General features: G+C 66.0%; 13 protein-coding genes and 1 tRNA gene. 5 read left to right on the forward strand and 9 right to left on the reverse strand.

Annotation, left to right across the window (positions count from 1 at the left end; genetic code table 11):
* Window position 1: 1 nt before the first annotated feature.
* Genes K4G59_RS10985 through K4G59_RS11010 form a run of 6 tightly spaced genes read right to left on the reverse strand, consistent with a single transcriptional unit; the run spans window position 2 to window position 7,661 of the window.
* The gene (locus K4G59_RS10985) at window positions 2-898 is read right to left on the reverse strand and encodes a hypothetical protein (protein ID WP_231251056.1); all 897 of its coding nucleotides are present in this window, start codon (window positions 896-898) and stop codon (window positions 2-4) included.
* Complete coding sequence (locus K4G59_RS10990) at window positions 899-1,276, reverse strand: hypothetical protein (RefSeq protein WP_231251057.1); 378 nt, start codon at window positions 1,274-1,276, stop codon at window positions 899-901.
* Entirely contained in the window at window positions 1,273-1,428 is a 156-nt protein-coding gene (locus K4G59_RS10995) for a hypothetical protein (protein WP_231251059.1), read from the reverse strand. Before K4G59_RS10995 ends, K4G59_RS10990 begins: the two co-directional genes overlap by 4 nt.
* Window positions 1,428-4,520 carry a type I restriction endonuclease subunit R gene (locus tag K4G59_RS11000; protein WP_231251060.1) on the reverse strand — a complete coding sequence of 1,031 codons (3,093 nt, stop codon included), beginning with the start codon at window positions 4,518-4,520 and terminating at the stop codon, window positions 1,428-1,430. Before K4G59_RS11000 ends, K4G59_RS10995 begins: the two co-directional genes overlap by 1 nt.
* A 1-nt stretch (window position 4,521) precedes the next feature.
* Window positions 4,522-5,673: a restriction endonuclease subunit S gene (locus tag K4G59_RS11005; protein ID WP_231251062.1), complete on the reverse strand. Its 1,152-nt coding sequence runs from the start codon at window positions 5,671-5,673 to the stop codon at window positions 4,522-4,524.
* Window positions 5,670-7,661 (reverse strand): type I restriction-modification system subunit M, encoded by a 1,992-nt coding sequence (locus tag K4G59_RS11010; RefSeq protein WP_231251064.1) that lies wholly within the window; start codon window positions 7,659-7,661, stop codon window positions 5,670-5,672. Before K4G59_RS11010 ends, K4G59_RS11005 begins: the two co-directional genes overlap by 4 nt.
* Before the next feature lie 413 nt (window positions 7,662-8,074).
* Here K4G59_RS11010 and K4G59_RS11015 point away from each other — a divergent pair.
* Window positions 8,075-8,147: transfer RNA gene (locus tag K4G59_RS11015), tRNA-Lys, on the forward strand.
* 105 nt (window positions 8,148-8,252) lie between these two features.
* Here the strand turns inward: K4G59_RS11015 and K4G59_RS11020 are convergent.
* The 3 genes from K4G59_RS11020 to K4G59_RS11030 all read right to left on the reverse strand — a co-directional run bounded on the left by K4G59_RS11020 (window position 8,253) and on the right by K4G59_RS11030 (window position 12,961).
* A complete protein-coding gene (locus tag K4G59_RS11020) occupies window positions 8,253-9,686 on the reverse strand; it encodes a DUF4082 domain-containing protein (protein ID WP_231251066.1) in 1,434 nt (477 codons plus the stop codon).
* Between the two features lie 356 nt (window positions 9,687-10,042).
* Complete coding sequence (locus K4G59_RS11025; RefSeq protein ID WP_231251068.1) at window positions 10,043-11,383, reverse strand: DUF4832 domain-containing protein; 1,341 nt, start codon at window positions 11,381-11,383, stop codon at window positions 10,043-10,045.
* Window positions 11,384-11,491: 108 nt separating this feature from the next.
* Window positions 11,492-12,961, reverse strand: coding sequence for an NAD(P)/FAD-dependent oxidoreductase (locus K4G59_RS11030; RefSeq protein WP_231251070.1), 1,470 nt, complete (start codon window positions 12,959-12,961; stop codon window positions 11,492-11,494).
* Window positions 12,962-13,167: 206 nt separating this feature from the next.
* Between K4G59_RS11030 and K4G59_RS11035 the strand changes: the two genes are divergently transcribed.
* From K4G59_RS11035 to K4G59_RS11050, 4 genes are all read left to right on the forward strand, one after another.
* The gene (locus tag K4G59_RS11035; protein ID WP_231251071.1) at window positions 13,168-14,100 is read left to right on the forward strand and encodes an ATP-binding protein; all 933 of its coding nucleotides are present in this window, start codon (window positions 13,168-13,170) and stop codon (window positions 14,098-14,100) included.
* On the forward strand, window positions 14,097-14,498 hold the full coding sequence (locus tag K4G59_RS11040; protein ID WP_231251073.1) for a FluC/FEX family fluoride channel: 402 nt from the start codon (window positions 14,097-14,099) through the stop codon (window positions 14,496-14,498). The genes K4G59_RS11035 and K4G59_RS11040 overlap by 4 nt, the downstream gene beginning before the upstream one ends.
* Entirely contained in the window at window positions 14,495-14,827 is a 333-nt protein-coding gene (locus K4G59_RS11045; protein WP_231251075.1) for a fluoride efflux transporter FluC, read from the forward strand. The genes K4G59_RS11040 and K4G59_RS11045 overlap by 4 nt, the downstream gene beginning before the upstream one ends.
* A 111-nt stretch (window positions 14,828-14,938) precedes the next feature.
* On the forward strand, window positions 14,939-15,407 hold a 469-nt coding region (locus tag K4G59_RS11050; RefSeq protein WP_231251077.1), incomplete at its 3' end, for a helix-turn-helix domain-containing protein.

The raw sequence follows: 15,407 nt of genomic DNA on the forward strand, positions 1-15,407 counted from the left end.
CCTAGATTGAGGCTTCTAGTTGTTCGATGACGTGTTGGATCTTCGAGTCGAGCGCTTGACTGCTGCCGGAGTCGGACTGTCGAGCCGCCATCTGCTGTACCTCGGACCACACTTTGCAGCGAATGTCGTTCTCGCTGGTCGCGGTCTTCGCCGCTAGCGACACGATGCGGTTCTTGAGCGTCGGCTGTTTGAGCGCAAACACGAGTGCTCCCGTTGGCTCGGTCCACACGAGGTCCAATGGTGCGTTCCAGTGGCTGGCGATGGTGCGCGCCTCCTCCAAGTTGAGGAGGCATCGGCCGTAAAAAATGTCGGCGGCGATCTTTGGAGCAGGGGTGTGTAGGACGTGATGGATGTCGGCCGCCTTCAGGCCCCACTTGTCGCGGAACGCCTCGCGGAGGAGCCCGAGACCGGAACCGCTGTCCAGGCTGTCGTGGTCCGACAGGTCGGCCGCGAACTTGCACACCATCGCCAGTGCGTCCTGGAACTCCGTGTCAGTCTCCGGTTCCTCATATGCCGAGACGCCATCGGGCAGGTCTCCCCCGCGGACGTAGTGATAAATCCCGATCGCGGCTCGGTCCTCCAGGACCGGGCCGAGCCGACGAGCCAGGGTGGCGAACGAAATGCCCGCCTCGGCCTCGGGCCAGCAAACAAGGGGGCGATCGAGCCAATCCGCTTCCAAGCGGATGCATGTGTCCGATGTCGGCAAGGACTCATCCGTCACCGGCCAGATGACGACATGACCGTCGCGGACGGCGACGATCAGTACCAGTCCGTAATCCTCGCCGTCGTACCCAACTACGAACAGGTCGCCCACTCGCGGTGCGGCGTCGCTCAGCCCGTCCTTCCACAGGTCATCGCTGACCGTGACCTGCGGAGTAGGGATGTGCGTGTGCGCCATTCAGAGGTTCCTCCGTCCGAGGAGTGTCGTGGTGTGCCAGAAGTCCAGCAGTGCGTCCCGCGCCTCGTCGGAAAGCCTGCCAGAATACTCGAAGTCGCGTGTTCCCCAGAATCGTTTGGCGACTGGCCGTTGATACCGGTCCTGCCAATGCGCGTCGAGAGTCATGCAGGGAACGTTGTGCTTGTCCGCAGGAGACTCCAGTGTGCGGGCGTCGCGTTCGGGATTCTTCGTGCGGGTTAGGCAGTGCGCGACGTTCTTGGTGCGTTCAACCACCCCAGCAGGACGGGCGTGCGACCCGTGCGCGTCCCCGGTCGTCGAGGTCGCAGGGCTAGCGAGGTACACCTCGCCCGGCTGTGGATCGGCGTCGGGCATGCTCACGCTACGCCCTCAGCGATCACTTCGGGCTGCGGCAGGACGAGGCCGGTCGCCGTGGCGTAATAGTCGGTCTTGGGCGGGCAACCGTGCCTGCGCAGCAGGCTGTTGATCGTGGCCCGCAGGTCTCCGCTGACGACGTCGACCGCTGGTCCCACTACTTTTCGTCCTTTGCGTAGAGGTGCACCAGTCCGCCAAGCACCTCCACGAGGACCTTCTGGACCTGTCCGCCCGCGATGAACTTGTCGGCCATCTTGTTGTGGCTGGTCTGGTTGCCTAGGACGGCCATGACGACGGCCTGGCCGAGGTCGGGGCTCTCCAAAAACTGCTTCTTGCCATTGGCCTTGGCCTGAGCCAGGAGCGTGTCATCTGCGAGCAGGGCCGTCACGAGGCCTTCGATCCACGCCTGCTCTTCAGCAGCGGTAAAGTCCTCGTCGCCGAACAGGTCGTTCAACTTCCGGATGGCTTCTTCGAGCAGCACCATCTTCGGGTCCTTCTTGGCGCCCGACCCGGCGGCAGTGATGCCGCGTAGGCCTTGCTTGTCGCCGAGGGTGACCGACTTCTTGCCCTTATCGATCTGCTTGCTATTGACGAGGGTCACGTCGGAGAGGTCAACCTCTGCGGTGTAGTTGCTCGGCTGGATGAGCCGTTCGAGCAGCCGCAAGAAAATCGCGTGCTTCTCCAGGTCGGTGTCGCCGTAATCGATGATTTGGCTCATGAAGTCGTAGAGACGGACGAAGGTCCCGACGTCCTTGCGGAACATGTCGAGTTCCTCGATCGCGGCCTTGTCGTCCTGGGCGAGGGCTGTCTGATACCGCTGCTTGAACCGATCCTTCGCGGGTTTCAGGGCGGCACTCAGTGCGTTGTTGCCCTTGCGCTTCACCCAGGCATCGGCGCACTGGTCGATCTCGGTAGCGGTGTAGATCGCGGCGACGTCCACCTTGGCCATCACGTCGTGGACGAGGTTGGGGTCGGTGGATGTCTCCAGGTGGGCGTCGCGGTAGTACGGCTGGAACGCCGACTGAATCTCTTCGGCGGTGTTGACGAAGTCGAGGATGAACACCTCGTCCTTGCCGCGATACATGCGGTTGAGACGAGACAGGGTCTGGACTGCGGTGACGCCGGACAACTGCTTGTCGACATACATCGCGCACAGGAGGGGCTGGTCGAAGCCGGTTTGGAACTTGTTAGCCACGAGCATGACTTTGTACTCGGGCTTCTTGAACGCCGCGCGCAGGTCGTTTACGCCAGGGTTCATGTTTCCTTCAGTGAAGGGTTCCGGCCCGGTCTCGGGGTCGTCTACCGATCCAGAGAACGCGACGAGCGTGCCGATCTCGTCGTATCCGTGCTTCTTGATGTAGGCGTCAATTGCCTTCTTGTAGCGCACCGCGGCCTTGCGTGAGTCGGTCACGACCATCGCCTTGGCGTGCCCGTCAAGGAGCCCTTCGACGTTGTCGCGGAAGTGTTCGACGATGATCTGCACCTTCTGACCGATGTTCGTCTGGTGCAACTTGACCCAGCGCATGAGGCCACGGGTCGCGGCCGACTCGTCGACCAGTTTCTCCTCGCCGTCTTCTCCGCCCTTGCCGTCTTTGACCTTCTGTGCGATCTGGAAGGCGGTCTCGTACTCGTGGTAGCCCTTCAGGACGTCAAGGATGAAGCCTTCTTCGATGGCCTGCTGCATCGTGTAGACGTGGAACGGGACCGGCGTCTCGCCCTCGGCCGGGGCGCGGCCGAACAGTTCCAGGGTTTTGCCCTTCGGCGTGGCCGTGAACGCGAAGTAGGAGATATTGGAGTTGTCGGCACGTGCCGTCATCTCCGCGGCTAGCACCGCCTCGGTGTCGATCTCGCCGCCGTCCTCCAGGTCCTTGATCTCTTCGGCGGAGAGGACCTGCTTCAACTTCGAGGCTGCGGTCCCGGTCTGCGAGGAGTGCGCCTCATCGGCGATCACCGCGAACTTCTTGCCAGCGAGCCCCTTCTTCGTCTGGATCGCGTCCAACGCAAACGGGAACGTCTGGATTGTCACGGCGATGACGAGAGTGCCGTTCAGGAGGTGCGTGGCCAGCAGTGCTGACTTGGTCTTTTCGCCTTGACGGACGGCTTCCTTGCTTGTGATGGCCTGGAAGACCCCGTCGGCGGAGTCGACCTGGCGGATGGTCTCCTGCAACTGCCCGTCCAGCACCGTGCGGTCGGTGACCACGATGACGCTGTCGAAGATCTTGTCGTTGTTGGCGGCATGGAGTCGTGCGAGTCGGTGGGCGGTCCACGCGATCGAGTTCGACTTGCCGGACCCGGCTGAGTGCTGCACCAGATACTTGTGTCCGGGTCCTTCCGTCACTGCTGCCGAGGTGAGCCGCGTGACGACATCCCACTGGTGGTAGCGCGGGAACAACAACGTCGTCTTCTTCGACACCTGGCCGGTGATTGGGTCCTTCTTCTTCTCGACTTCGACGTGCATGAACTTGCCCAGGATGTTCAGCCACGCGTCGCGCTGGAAGACCTGCTCCCATAGGTAGGAGGCAGCAGAGCCCTTCTCGTTGGGCGGGTTTCCGGCTCCGCCGTCGAAGCCGCGGTTGAACGGCAGGAAGAACGTGTCATCGCCCTGCAAGTGCGTGGTCATCCACACTTCGTCGTTCGAGACGGCGAAGTGAACGAGCGCGCGGTTCCCGAAGCCGAATAGCGGCTCTTCGTGACCCGCCTCGCGAGGCAGGCGCGTCGTCTTGTACTGCTTGATGGCCTCCTGCACCGACTGAGTGAAGTCGGTCTTCAGTTCGCACGTGGCGACAGGCAGACCGTTGATGAAGAGCACCAAGTCGACCGACCGCTTGTTCGCGGTCGAGTAGTAGACCTGCCGCATGACCCGGACACGGACCCTGTCGTACCGGGCAACGGTTGCCTTGTTGAGCGTCGTCTCCGGCTTGAACTCGCACATACGGAACTTCGCCGACAGGTGCTTAATCTCCTTGCGGAGAACGTAGAGCGTGCCGCCAGCACTATCGAGCGGCGTGTCGAGGACCTTGACGATCCGGTCCAGGAGCGCCGCACGCTGGCTCGCCTCCTGCGTGGTTCCGACCTTGACGACCTTGGCGAACTCGTCGGGGTAGACGTCCTCCAGCCATCCGAAGACATCCTCGGGGAAGAGTGCGCGCTCCTTGTCGTAGCCGGTGCTGTTTGTCGAGTAGAGCCAGCCGTTGTCGGCGAGGTGCTCGCAGAGTTCGCTCTCGAAGGGGTGCTCGTTGTGCTGGGCCACGTCAAACCACCTCTCCCCGTACCTCGATCTGGCCGGTCACGGCCGCGGTGATGAGCGCCGAACGGCGTTCAAGGGCGAGTTCTATGAACTGCTCCGCCTTGGCGATGAGCGTGTCGACCTTCGAGGTCTGTTCGGACGCTCGTGTGACGAGCGCGTGCTGCACAGCCATGTCCGGCACGGGCACTTCTAGCATTCCCGTTTGGGCCCAGTAGATGCGCCACTGGGAGGGACGGATTCCGGTCGAACGGATCTTGTACTGCTCGACCATTCGAGCCGACCGCAGATAGAGATGCGCAAACTCAGGAAGCAGTTGATCCCCGATCGGTCGCAAGACCTCGTAGTCGCCGCTCACGATGCCTCGGTGTTGGGAGACGCCCAGGGAGCCCTGCCATGCCTTCATGCGGTTGATGACGAGGTCCCCTGGCTGTACAAGCAGGTACCGCTCAACGTTCTCCGGTGTCCTGTTGAAGTTGTCGGAGCGGGACGACTTCGGGATAACTCCGTAGTCGCGATAGACGGACAGCACCTCTTCGCCAGGGTGATTTGCGATCCCCGACTCCCGATACAGGTACTTCAGCCGTGTGGTTGGTTCTCCGGCTTCGCGGGCGATTCCATCGAGCACGCTCACGCGTCGGTCGCGCAGCACCTGGATCAGCCGCTGTTGTTTCGCGATGAGCGCGTCGATCTGCGCTGTCTCGCGGTCGAGGTAGTCGGCGATGGCGCGTTGCTCGTCGAGGTCGGGCGCAAGGAGTCGAATGCCCTTGACCTGCCCAGACGACAAATGCTTGACCGTGGTCGCGTAGGTGAGGTCGTTGATGACCTTCAGGTGCGCGGGAAGTGCGTACGCCAGAAAGCGGGAATCGGAACGTCCGTTGGATCGCAAGCAACAAAGTCGTTGGTTCAAGGCGGCCGGACCTCGCACCCAGTGGATCGTGTTGAAGTCGCCGTCCATGCCGATGACCACGTCACCGTTCCGAAGGAGCACAGACTCCGGCACGCTCTCAGCCGGAAGAAAAGTCTGGAACTGATTGCTCAGGATGTCACGGATGCGAACCAACGGAACGTCACCTTGGTCGGCGAAGGTGGCGGAGTCAAAGGGGAATCCGTTTATGAGATCTGCCATCTCCCGCACTCGTTGTTCATGCCAGGTCACGCCTCGACCTCCTGCAACAGGTCGATGATCTCCTTGACGAGGACGTTGAGGTCCGCGTCGATTTCGTCGAATGACCGGGGCGGTTCGTAGACGTAGAAGTGTCGGGTGAACGGGATCTCGTAGCCAACCTTCGTCTTCGACTCGTCAATCCAGGCATCGGGAACGTGCGGCTTGACCTCGACCTCGAAGTAGGTCTTCACGAGAGCATCGCGGTTGTCGCGGCCCCACTCGCTGTCGCCGTCTTCGCCACCCTCGGCCCAGCCGAACGGGATGTTCTCAGAGTCGCGTAGCGAGACGTCGGGCTCGAAGTTTCCCTTGGCGTCCACGCACTCGACCGCGTTCTCGTCCCGCACGCCGAGACCCGTCCAGATGGCCTTGATCTGGGGTGCGCCGTACTTCACGCCGTGCTGCTTGGCCTGAGCGCTGAGGTCCTTGAGGAACTCGGCACGGTCCATGTAGGTCACCCCCACAAGTCCGGTCAGTACCTTGCGGAGCGTCTCGGGGTTGACTGTGAAGAGTGGGCCCCTGGTTGAGGCGTCGGCCTCCTGGACGAAGGCGTCGACGCTCTCGAACGTCAGGTCGAACCGGAGGCGCAGCGGACGCTCGACGGTGATCGTGTAGTAGCCGAAGTCGGTGTTCGCGAGAACCTTCGACTTCCCCGCGTTCTCGAAGTCCTGGTAGAGGTGCGCGATCTTGGCGCGGTCACTCTCGGAAACCTCCCGGGACTTGTCGCCGAGGTTCTTCCGCATCTTCGTGTAGAAGTCGGATCCGTCGATCAACTGGACCTTGCCTACTCGTTCAGGCTTTTTGGTGTTGTCGAGGATCCAGATGTAGGTGGAGATGCCAGTGTTGTAGAACATGTTGGTCGGGAGTGCCACGATCGCGTCGACCAGGTCGGACTCCAGCAGATGCTTGCGGATCTCGGACTCGCCGGACCCGGCAGCCCCGTTGAACAGCGGTGAGCCGTTGAGGACGATCCCAGCCCGGCCTCCGCCCTCGTGCATGGGCCGCATCTTGGAAACGATGTGCTGAAGGAAGAGCATCTGGCCGTCTCCGATCTTCGGGAGACCGGCACCGAAGCGGTCGCCTCGATTGTGGTCGGCCTTCACGTCCGGCTCTGACGCCTTCCAGTCGACGCCGTAGGGCGGGTTGGAGAGGCAGAAGTCGAAGGTGCGATCGTAGAACAGGTCGTTGGCCAGCGTGTCGCCGAGCCGGACGTTCGTGGCGTCCTGGCCCTTGGCGATCATGTCGGACTTGCAGATCGCGTACGACTGGTCGTTGATTTCCTGGCCGAACAATGCGAGCCGGGCGTCCGGGTTGAGGTCGAGCAGGTGATCCTCGGCTACCGAGAGCATCCCGCCGGTGCCAGCGGTCGGGTCGTAGATGGATCGCACGATGCCGGGCTCGCGCAGGCTGTCGGTGTCCTCGGCGAAGAGAAGATCGACCATGAGCCGGATCGCGTCGCGGGGAGTGAAGTGCTCACCGGCCGTCTCGTTGGACGCTTCCGCGAACTTCCGGATGAGTTCCTCGAACAGGTCACCCATCTCCGCGTTTGAGACCGTGTCGGGGTGGAGGTCGATCTCGGAGAACTTCTTGACCACCAGCAGTAGTCGGTTCTTCTCGTCCAGGTTGGCGATCTCGTTCTCGAACTTGAATCGCTCGAAGACGTCGATGTTGGACGAGAAGCGGGAGAGGTAGTCGACCAGGTTCGCAGCCAGACCATCGGGGTCAGCCACCAACTTCTTCAAGTCCCACCGGGAAGTGTTGTAGAAGTTGAGTCCGTGCTTCGCCTTGACCATCACGGCAAGAAGTTCCGAGTTCTTCTGCTGCTCGGCTAGCGCACGTACCTCGTCGCGTGAATCCCCCAGGATGCAGTCGAGGCGTCGCAGGATCGTCATGGGCAGGATGACGCTGCCGTACTGGTTCGGGCGGTAGACGCCTCGCAACTGGTCGGCGATCGACCAAACGAAGTTGCCCAAGTTGCTCACTGATTCGACTCCTGATGTGTTGCTGGCGGTGGTTCGGTTCATCCTGCCCGAACGCGCCGACAGGCGAGGCGGGTTGGTTGTTCTTGTGCCACGGGCCGAAGGGCGGCGGCACCCTGCGACGGCGGTCCTTGGAGTGACTCGATGCGACAAGGCTCAGGGACCCGGGCTTCGACCCGATGCCTTCTTAGTGTGGGTGACCCCCATCGCTTCCCGTACCAGATGTTGGGTCGGGCAACGGCCTGCGCCGTGCCCGCCACCGCCGGGCATGCCCAACGCCCCCTCCAGCCACCGCTGACACTTGCCGATACCCAGCACGAGCACCGGCCGAGTTCAGCCGCCCCGGCCAGCAACCACTAGGGTCCTTTAGTGGAGGCTTCCGTGGAGGGTTAAGCGGTTGAATACGCGGAAGTCCCGGGCCTCTAGCTCAATGGGTAGAGCAGCGGACTTTTAATCCGTTGGTTCAGGGTTCGAGCCCCTGGAGGCCTACTGGCTGGAAGCGCAACGGCGATGCCCCTCGGAACCGGCCCGGAATGCACACCGGGCCGTGCGGGCGAGGAGCCCGCACGACCCGGCGTCATGCCCACCGTCCGGTCAGGGGGAGCAAGGAGTGAATGCAGCACCTCGCAGGTCGTTGCCGGTCTGGACGGCGGGCCTGGCACCTGAGGTGTGGCACACCGCGTTCGGACCCCAGTAGGGGTCACCGCCGAAGTGGTTGTTGGTCAGCCGCGTGGCGCCGTCGTTGTCGGCGCCGTAGTGGAAGATGTAGCCGCCACCGGACAGCCAGTTGTTGTCGACCACCACACCGGAGTGCCCACCGTTCGCGGGCTCCAGGTAGAGCGCTGCGTTGTACTCGAACTGAGCCGGGCCGAGGTCGAAGTTGTTGCACACCAGGTCCAGCCCGTTCACGCCACGCACCTGCAGGCCGTCGTAGTGCGATCCCGCGCCGGGTCGGGGGTTGTGGACCAGGTTGTTGGTGATGACGATGTCCCGGTTCATCTGGTTGCCGTCGGAGGTGACGTGCATGCCATCGGAGATGGAGCCGGTGATCTCGGACCTGTCGAGCACCACGTCAGTGGCCGAGGAGATCCCGAACTCACGCATCTTGACGTTGCTGATCCGAATCCCGCTGCGCTCCGTGACCCCGAGGGCTCCGGTGACGACCGAGTTGCGGAGGGTCACGTTGTCGGCGGCGATGATCAGGTCGCCGTTGATCGTCTTGTTCTCGATCACCGTGCCGGCGGTGGTCACGTAGGAGGAGCCGGCGTAGGCGGTCAGCGTCCCGCTGGGCCCGGTGTTGGACACGTCGGGCTTGACGCACGCGCCGGACGTCGTGGTCGTCGTCGGCGTCGTCGTCGTGGGCGTGGGCGTGGTGGAGGGCGTGGGCGTCGTGCCCGTGCCCGTGCCCTTCTCGGCGAAGAGGACGTCGACGAAGTAGTGCGAGCCCCGCCAGGACTTGGTGGGGCGACCCGCCCGGTAGGTGTAGGTGCCCCGGTGGGCGGTCAGGTGCTTGTTCGACACCTTCTTGCCGCTCCCGAAGACCTTGGGCTGCTTCGCGTGACGGCCCTTGGGTGCACGGTAGGAGACGGTGTACCGCTTGTCGGCCCGGACCTTCACCGGTGAGCTGAGCAGCGCGGTCTTCCAACCGTTGCGCGAGGCCTTGGGAAACGTGACCGATGCGAGGCGCCGCCCGGCGGCGTTCCACACGGCACCGGTCGTGGCGCGACGGTTGGCTCCGGCGGCGTAGTACTGCACGCCGTACAAGCGGCCATCCTCGGCGCTGCTGAACACCAGGCCCAGCGAGACACCCTTCGCCCGCTTGGACTTCCGCTCCGTGGGGACGGCGGACGTGGGCCAGATGCCGTACGACGAGGCAGGCGCCTTGTTCGCGGCCTTCCGCTCGGCGGCCGGGGCAGCGCTGGCGACGACATGGGGCAGGACGGCGAGCACTGCGGCGACGAGGGCGGCCAGCAGTGCGAACACCATCGTGGGGCGCGCCGGGCGCGCGTCAGTGGCATGGGATCTCATAGGGGGTTGTTCTCCAAGTTGCTATCGGTTGCGTAGCGGTGTCGTGGACCGTGGTGACGTGCCCCCCGGGACGCATCCGAGGCACCAGGAAGGCGCCCTCGCTCGTCCTCAGGACTCGCGCGCTCGAGGCCGCGGTCCTGGCACTCACCCCCTCCCAGCGCAACGGCGCACACAGCGCTCACGTCGCCCGGGAGGTCTCGACAGGTACCGGTGTACGCTAACACCGGCTGCGAGCAAACTTGACCAGATCTAGATGAAACTGGCTCTTATACCCAATTTGCGTCGCAAGAACGGTCAACCGCACGGGTTGGTCAAGCCCGCCTCGTCGTCGCAGTGGTGTCCTCCGGCTCCGGGCCTCAGCGGACCCTGACCGCCCCGACGCGGTAGGTGCCGGCGGCGGTGCGACCGGCGTTGGCCAGGTGCATCGGCGCGGAGTAGCCCGACGGGTCCACGACGGCGAGGTGGACGTCGTACCTCCCCGCCTTCATGCCCTTCGTGCTGATCTTCCTGCTCCGTGCGGCGGTGTCCACCAGCCCTTCCAGGGGCCTGCCGAGCGACCGGGTGACCCTCCGTCCGGTGGCGGCATGCACGAAGGTGAGGCGCACGTCCCAGGCGTCGTACGTCGGGGCGGCGCCCTGGTTGGTCCAGGCCGTCCGGACCTCGACCTTGCGTCCGGCGTCGAGGACGTCGGGCAGGGTGAGCGAGCGGATCTTGATCCGGTAGCCGGCGGTCGCGAGCGCAGTGGCGTACGCCGTGCGCTGGCGACCGGTGAGCTCGGTGCCGCGCCACGGCATGTTCCCCGAGGACAGGGTCGAGATGTGGAAGCGACGGACCTGCTGGGCGCCCAGGACCGGGTCGGCGCGGGTGCACCACTCGGAGAAGAACGGCCGAGTCCTCCACACCGACTGCAGACGCCTGTCGCCCGGCACCGTGGAGTACATGTCCGGGCAGCCGAGGCTGTCGGTGCGCAGGCCGAGGTTGCGATGGTTGCGCAGCGCCTTCAGCGTGAAGGGCACCGGCGTCATCGTGTTGAGCAGGACGTGAGTGTCAGGGAAGGCCGAGGCGACGGCATCGACCAGCGCGAGGCCGTTGGCGTCGGAGACCCGCTCGCCCTCCCACACGTGCCACTCGCCGTAGGCGCCGTAGCCGCCGACGTCGACGTAGCCCAACCGCGGGTCGTCGCCGTAGCGGCGGCCGAGCTCGGCCATCAGCTCGCGCCACTGCGCCACGAAGGTCGGGGAGTTCCAGTCCGGTACGTCGCTGCCCGCCTGCCGCGGCACGAAGGCCGGGGTGACGGGCGGCAGGTCCGCGCGGGTCCCCATCCAGCAGCCCGGGCAGTAGGCCATGACGCGGAAGCCGAACCTGCCGCCGCGCGCGCCTGCCTCGGCGAGGCCGGAGTCGATCCAGGAGAAGTCCCAGGCGTTGTCGGCCTTCTCGATCCGACCCCAGTAGACCTGGTCGCGGTAGTAGACGTCGTTGGACGTGACGGTCGCGGGCGTCGGCTCGGCGCCGAGCCAGCGGTACTGCCCGCGCAGCGGGTTGGGCAGGTCGGCCGTCATGCCCAGCGGGGCCACGCGGAAGGTCCGCTCGGTCGCGCGTGCGGCATCCGCCGCCGGCTGCGGGGCGCCGGCCAGCGTGGCGGCGATGCCGCAGACGGCTGCAGCCGACGCGAGTGCGCGCCAGGAGAGCTTCATCATCAGGTGTCCGTCCGTCGGCCGGTCAGGTCACGGACCAGTGTGGGCGAACCGGCGCACGCCGGTGGGGCGAATCCGCAGACTCGTGGACCTCGCCCGACCCGACGCGGCTCAGCGGGCCTCGGACACGCCTCGTACGCCGGAGTCGGTGAGCTCGGCCTCACGCTGGGCGGCGGCCTCGAGCTCCTGACGGCGCGTCTCCTCCATCATCGCGCGCGTGGCGTCGTAGATGCCCGGGTCGGAGACCAGGTCGGCCGCGCCACGCCGCAGCCGGGCCAGCGCGGCACGGGCGAAGATCTGCTGCTCGGTCGTGGTGCGCTCGGAGCGGTTGTTGCTGATGAACGTGATTGCCCACCGCATCAGCGCCGAGACCTGGTTCTTGAACCCGGTGAGGTAGACGAGGTGCACGCCGAGCCACATCAGCCAGGCCACGACGCCGGTGATCCGCAACTTGCCGACCATCGCGACGGCGCGGAAGCGGCTGATGATCGCCATCGAGCCCTTGTCGAAGTACTTGAACGGCGCCTGCGGCTGCTTGCCCTCGAGGCGGTTGTTGATCTCCTTGGCGGCGTACTTGGCGCCCTGGATGGCGACCTGCGCGACCCCCGGGAGGTTGTCGAGGGCGATCATGTCGCCGACGACGAAGACCTCCGGGTGGCCCGGCAGGGTGAGGTCGGGGTTGACCGCGATCCGGCCGGCGCGGTCGAGCGGGGCGCCGGTCTGCTCCGAGAGCGTCTTGCCAATGGGGTTGGCCTGCACACCGGCCGCCCAGATCTTGGCGACCGAGTTGATGCGCTCGACGTGGCCGTCCTTGAACTTCACCTCGAGGCCGCGCTCGTCGACCTCGGTGACCATGCCGCCGAGCATGACCTCCACGCCGAGCTTCTCGAGCTCGGCCTTGGCCTTCTCGCCGAGCTTGGCGCCGAAGGGCGGCAGCACCTGCGGGGCGGCGTCGACGAGGACGATGCGGGCGGTGCGGGTGTTGATCGCGCGGAAGTCCTTGTTGAGCGTGCGGTGCGCGAGCTCGGCGATCTGGCCGGCCATCTCCACGCCGGTCGGGCCGGCGCCGACGACGACGAAGGTGAGGAGGTGGTCGACGTCGTCGCCGCGGGTCGCCCCGAGCTCGGCCATCTCGAAGGCGCCGAAGATCCGGCCACGCAGCTCGAGGGCGTCGTCGATGCTCTTCATGCCGGGGGCGAACTCGGCGAAGTGGTCGTTGCCGAAGTAGGACTGGCTGGCGCCGGCGGCGACCAGCAGTGAGTCGTACGACGTGACGGTGTCGCGCCCGAGGACCTGTGAGGTGACCGTGCGGGCCTCGAGGTCGATGTCGGTGACCTCTCCGAGGATGACGCTGGCGTTGTCCTGGCTGCTGAGGATCTCGCGGGTGGGCGGTGCGATCTCGCCCTCGGACAGGATGCCCGTCGCGACCTGGTAGAGCAGCGGCTGGAAGAGGTGGTGGGTGGTCTTGGCGATCACCGTGACGTCGACGTCGGCACGCCTCAGCGCCTTGGTTCCGAACAGTCCGCCGAACCCGGAGCCGATCACGACCACCTTGTGGCGGGGTGCCTGCGTCGCGGTCATGGGAGCTCCTGGGGTCGTAGGTGCAGTCACGTCGTTCACCATTGTCCTACCGTCACGCGCGCCAGCGTGAAACGCCGGGCGCGTCTGGTTGCTCACACCCACTACCCAGAGTCGCGAGAAACTATGGTGTTGTCGAGGTTTGAACCATCCGACGGTCGGGTAATCAGGCTCCACTGGACTACCCACCACCCTCGAATTGAGTCCCAGTGCCGCTGAGCTCCGAGTTGACGCTGGCGTCGTCCCCGCGCGCCGCGGCCGACGCGCGCCGCTGGGTGAGTGACATCTGTCGGCGGCTCGAGCGCCCGGACCTCGTCGAGTGCGCCGAGCTGGGTGTCTCCGAGCTCGTGGCCAACGCGATCCTCCACGGCGAGGCCCCCTACAAGGTGCGCGTGCGCGGGACCGCCAGCCATCCCCGCATCGAGGTCGTCGACGGCTCGACGAGACCACCGGTGCCACCGGCCCCGATCGACCTCGACGACCTCGACCTGCTGCTCACCTTCGGGCGCGGCCTCGCGATCGTCTCCCAGTGCGCGCTCGCCTGGGGCGCGACCATCGAGTCCGACAGCAAGATCGTGTGGTTCGAGCCGTCGGAGCAGGTGAGCGACGAGGGCTCCGCGGAGTGGGTGATCGACCAGCACCACGCCGATGCACCCGAGCCGACCAGCGAGGCGGCCGTCGAGGTCCACCTCCTCGGCGTCGACGTACCTCTCCACTCCTCCCTCAACCGGCAGTACCACGAGCTGCGCCGCGAGCTGCGCCTGCTGTCGCTGTCGCACCAGTCCGACTACCCCCTCGCCGGCGACCTCACCTCGATGTTCGCCAACTTCGAGCGCCAGTTCCCCGAGTCCTTCCACCGCCAGATCCGCGACGCCGAGTCGCGCGGTCTGCCGCAGGTCGACGTGGCCTTCCCGATGGTGCGCGAGGCGGGCCCGATCTTCGTGACGATGACCGAGATGTTCGACGTCGCCGACGCCTTCTGCCGTGCCGAGCGCCTCCTCTCCATGGCGCGCACCGCCGCGCAACGCGCCTTCCACAACTGGCTGCTCGGCGAGCTCGTCCACCAGCTCGACGGTGCGACCGCTCGGCCGTGGACCGGGTTCCCCCGGGCGAGCCCCGCGTCCACCAGTCGGGTCGGGTGAGTCCCCGCCCCCTCCGCGCTGCCGACCTGCTCATCGTCGCAGCGGGCGGCGCCGTGGGAGCTGCGGGGCGCCACGGCATCGACGTCGCGGCCGGGGACACGCTCTTCCCGTGGGCCACGCTCGCCATCAACGTGGTCGGCGCCTTCGCCCTGGGGGTCCTCCCGGTGGTCGCGGCGCTCGGGCGCTCGCACCGGTGGTCGCTGCTCCTGGGCCCCGGCCTCCTCGGCGGCTTCACGACCGTGTCGGCGTGGGCCGGCCAGGTGCGCGAGCTCGCCGCCACCGGCCACACGGCTCTGGCCGGCCTCCACCTCGCCGTCACCCTCGGCGCCGGGCTCCTCGCGGCTGCGCTGGGGCAGCGGTCCGCCCACCGGCCGGAGCCCGAGGAGGCCACGGGATGACAGCCCTCCTCGTCGCCCTCGGTGCGGCGGTCGGCGCGCCGTTGAGGTACGCCCTGAGCCGCCGCGACGGCGTGTTCCCCGTCGGCATGCTGGCGGTCAACGTGGTCGGCTCCGGCCTGTTCGGGGCTTTCGCCGCGCTGTCGCTCGGCGGGGCGTGGTGGGCCCTGGCCGGCTCCGGCTTCTGCGGCGGCTTCACGTCGTTCTCGTCGTTCGCGGTGCAGTCGGTGACCCGACCCGCTCGTACGGCGGTGGCGTACGTCGCCGCGACGACCGTCCTCTCCGTCGGGGCCTGCGCGCTCGGCTGGCTCCTCGGTGCCGCCCTGGGCTAGTTGTGATGCCCAGTCACGTTGTGCGATCGGGCACGGCGAGCCGTAGATAGGTGAAGGCCTCCCGGTGTGGAGTGGAGCTGTCTAGGACTTCACTTCCAGAGGGAGGCCTTCATGGCCCACGTTAACGCGGCTTTGACCCCGAAACACCGACTCCGCCTGGCACGGCTCATCGTCGATGACGGCTGGACTCCGGCTCGAGCGGCCGAGTTCTTCAACGTCACCTGGCGCACCGCGGACAAGTGGGCTCAGCGCTACCGCGACGAAGGACCTGTCGGGATGAACGACCGATCCTCGGCCCGCCACATCCAGCACGCGAAGACACCACGGCCAGTAGTGCGCAAGATCGTGCACCTGCGCTGGAAGCAACGACTCGGACCGGCCCCGATCGCAGCCAAGCTGGGCATGCCGGCCTCGACCGTGCACGCGGTGCTCGTTCGGTGTCGGCTCAATCGACTCACTCACATCGACCGGGTCACTGGCGAGCCAGCACGCCGCTACGAGCGCGAGCGGCCCGGCGAGCTGATCCATGTCGACGTCACCAAGTTCGGCAACATCCCCGACGGCGGCGGCTGGCGCTACA

The sequence above is a fragment of the Nocardioides furvisabuli genome, assembly GCF_021083185.1.
Classification (GTDB): Bacteria; Actinomycetota; Actinomycetes; order Propionibacteriales; family Nocardioidaceae; genus Nocardioides; species Nocardioides furvisabuli.

Bases quoted from the DNA above. Each gene is read 5' to 3' on its own strand.
- K4G59_RS10985 (WP_231251056.1), bottom strand. From the start codon at position 898: ATGGCGCACACGCACATCCCTACTCCGCAGGTCACGGTCAGCGATGAC.
- K4G59_RS11020 (WP_231251066.1), bottom strand. From the start codon at position 9,686: ATGAGATCCCATGCCACTGACGCGCGCCCGGCGCGCCCCACGATGGTG.
- K4G59_RS11025 (WP_231251068.1), bottom strand. From the start codon at position 11,383: ATGATGAAGCTCTCCTGGCGCGCACTCGCGTCGGCTGCAGCCGTCTGC.
- K4G59_RS11030 (WP_231251070.1), bottom strand. From the start codon at position 12,961: ATGACCGCGACGCAGGCACCCCGCCACAAGGTGGTCGTGATCGGCTCC.
- K4G59_RS11045 (WP_231251075.1), top strand. From the start codon at position 14,495: ATGACAGCCCTCCTCGTCGCCCTCGGTGCGGCGGTCGGCGCGCCGTTG.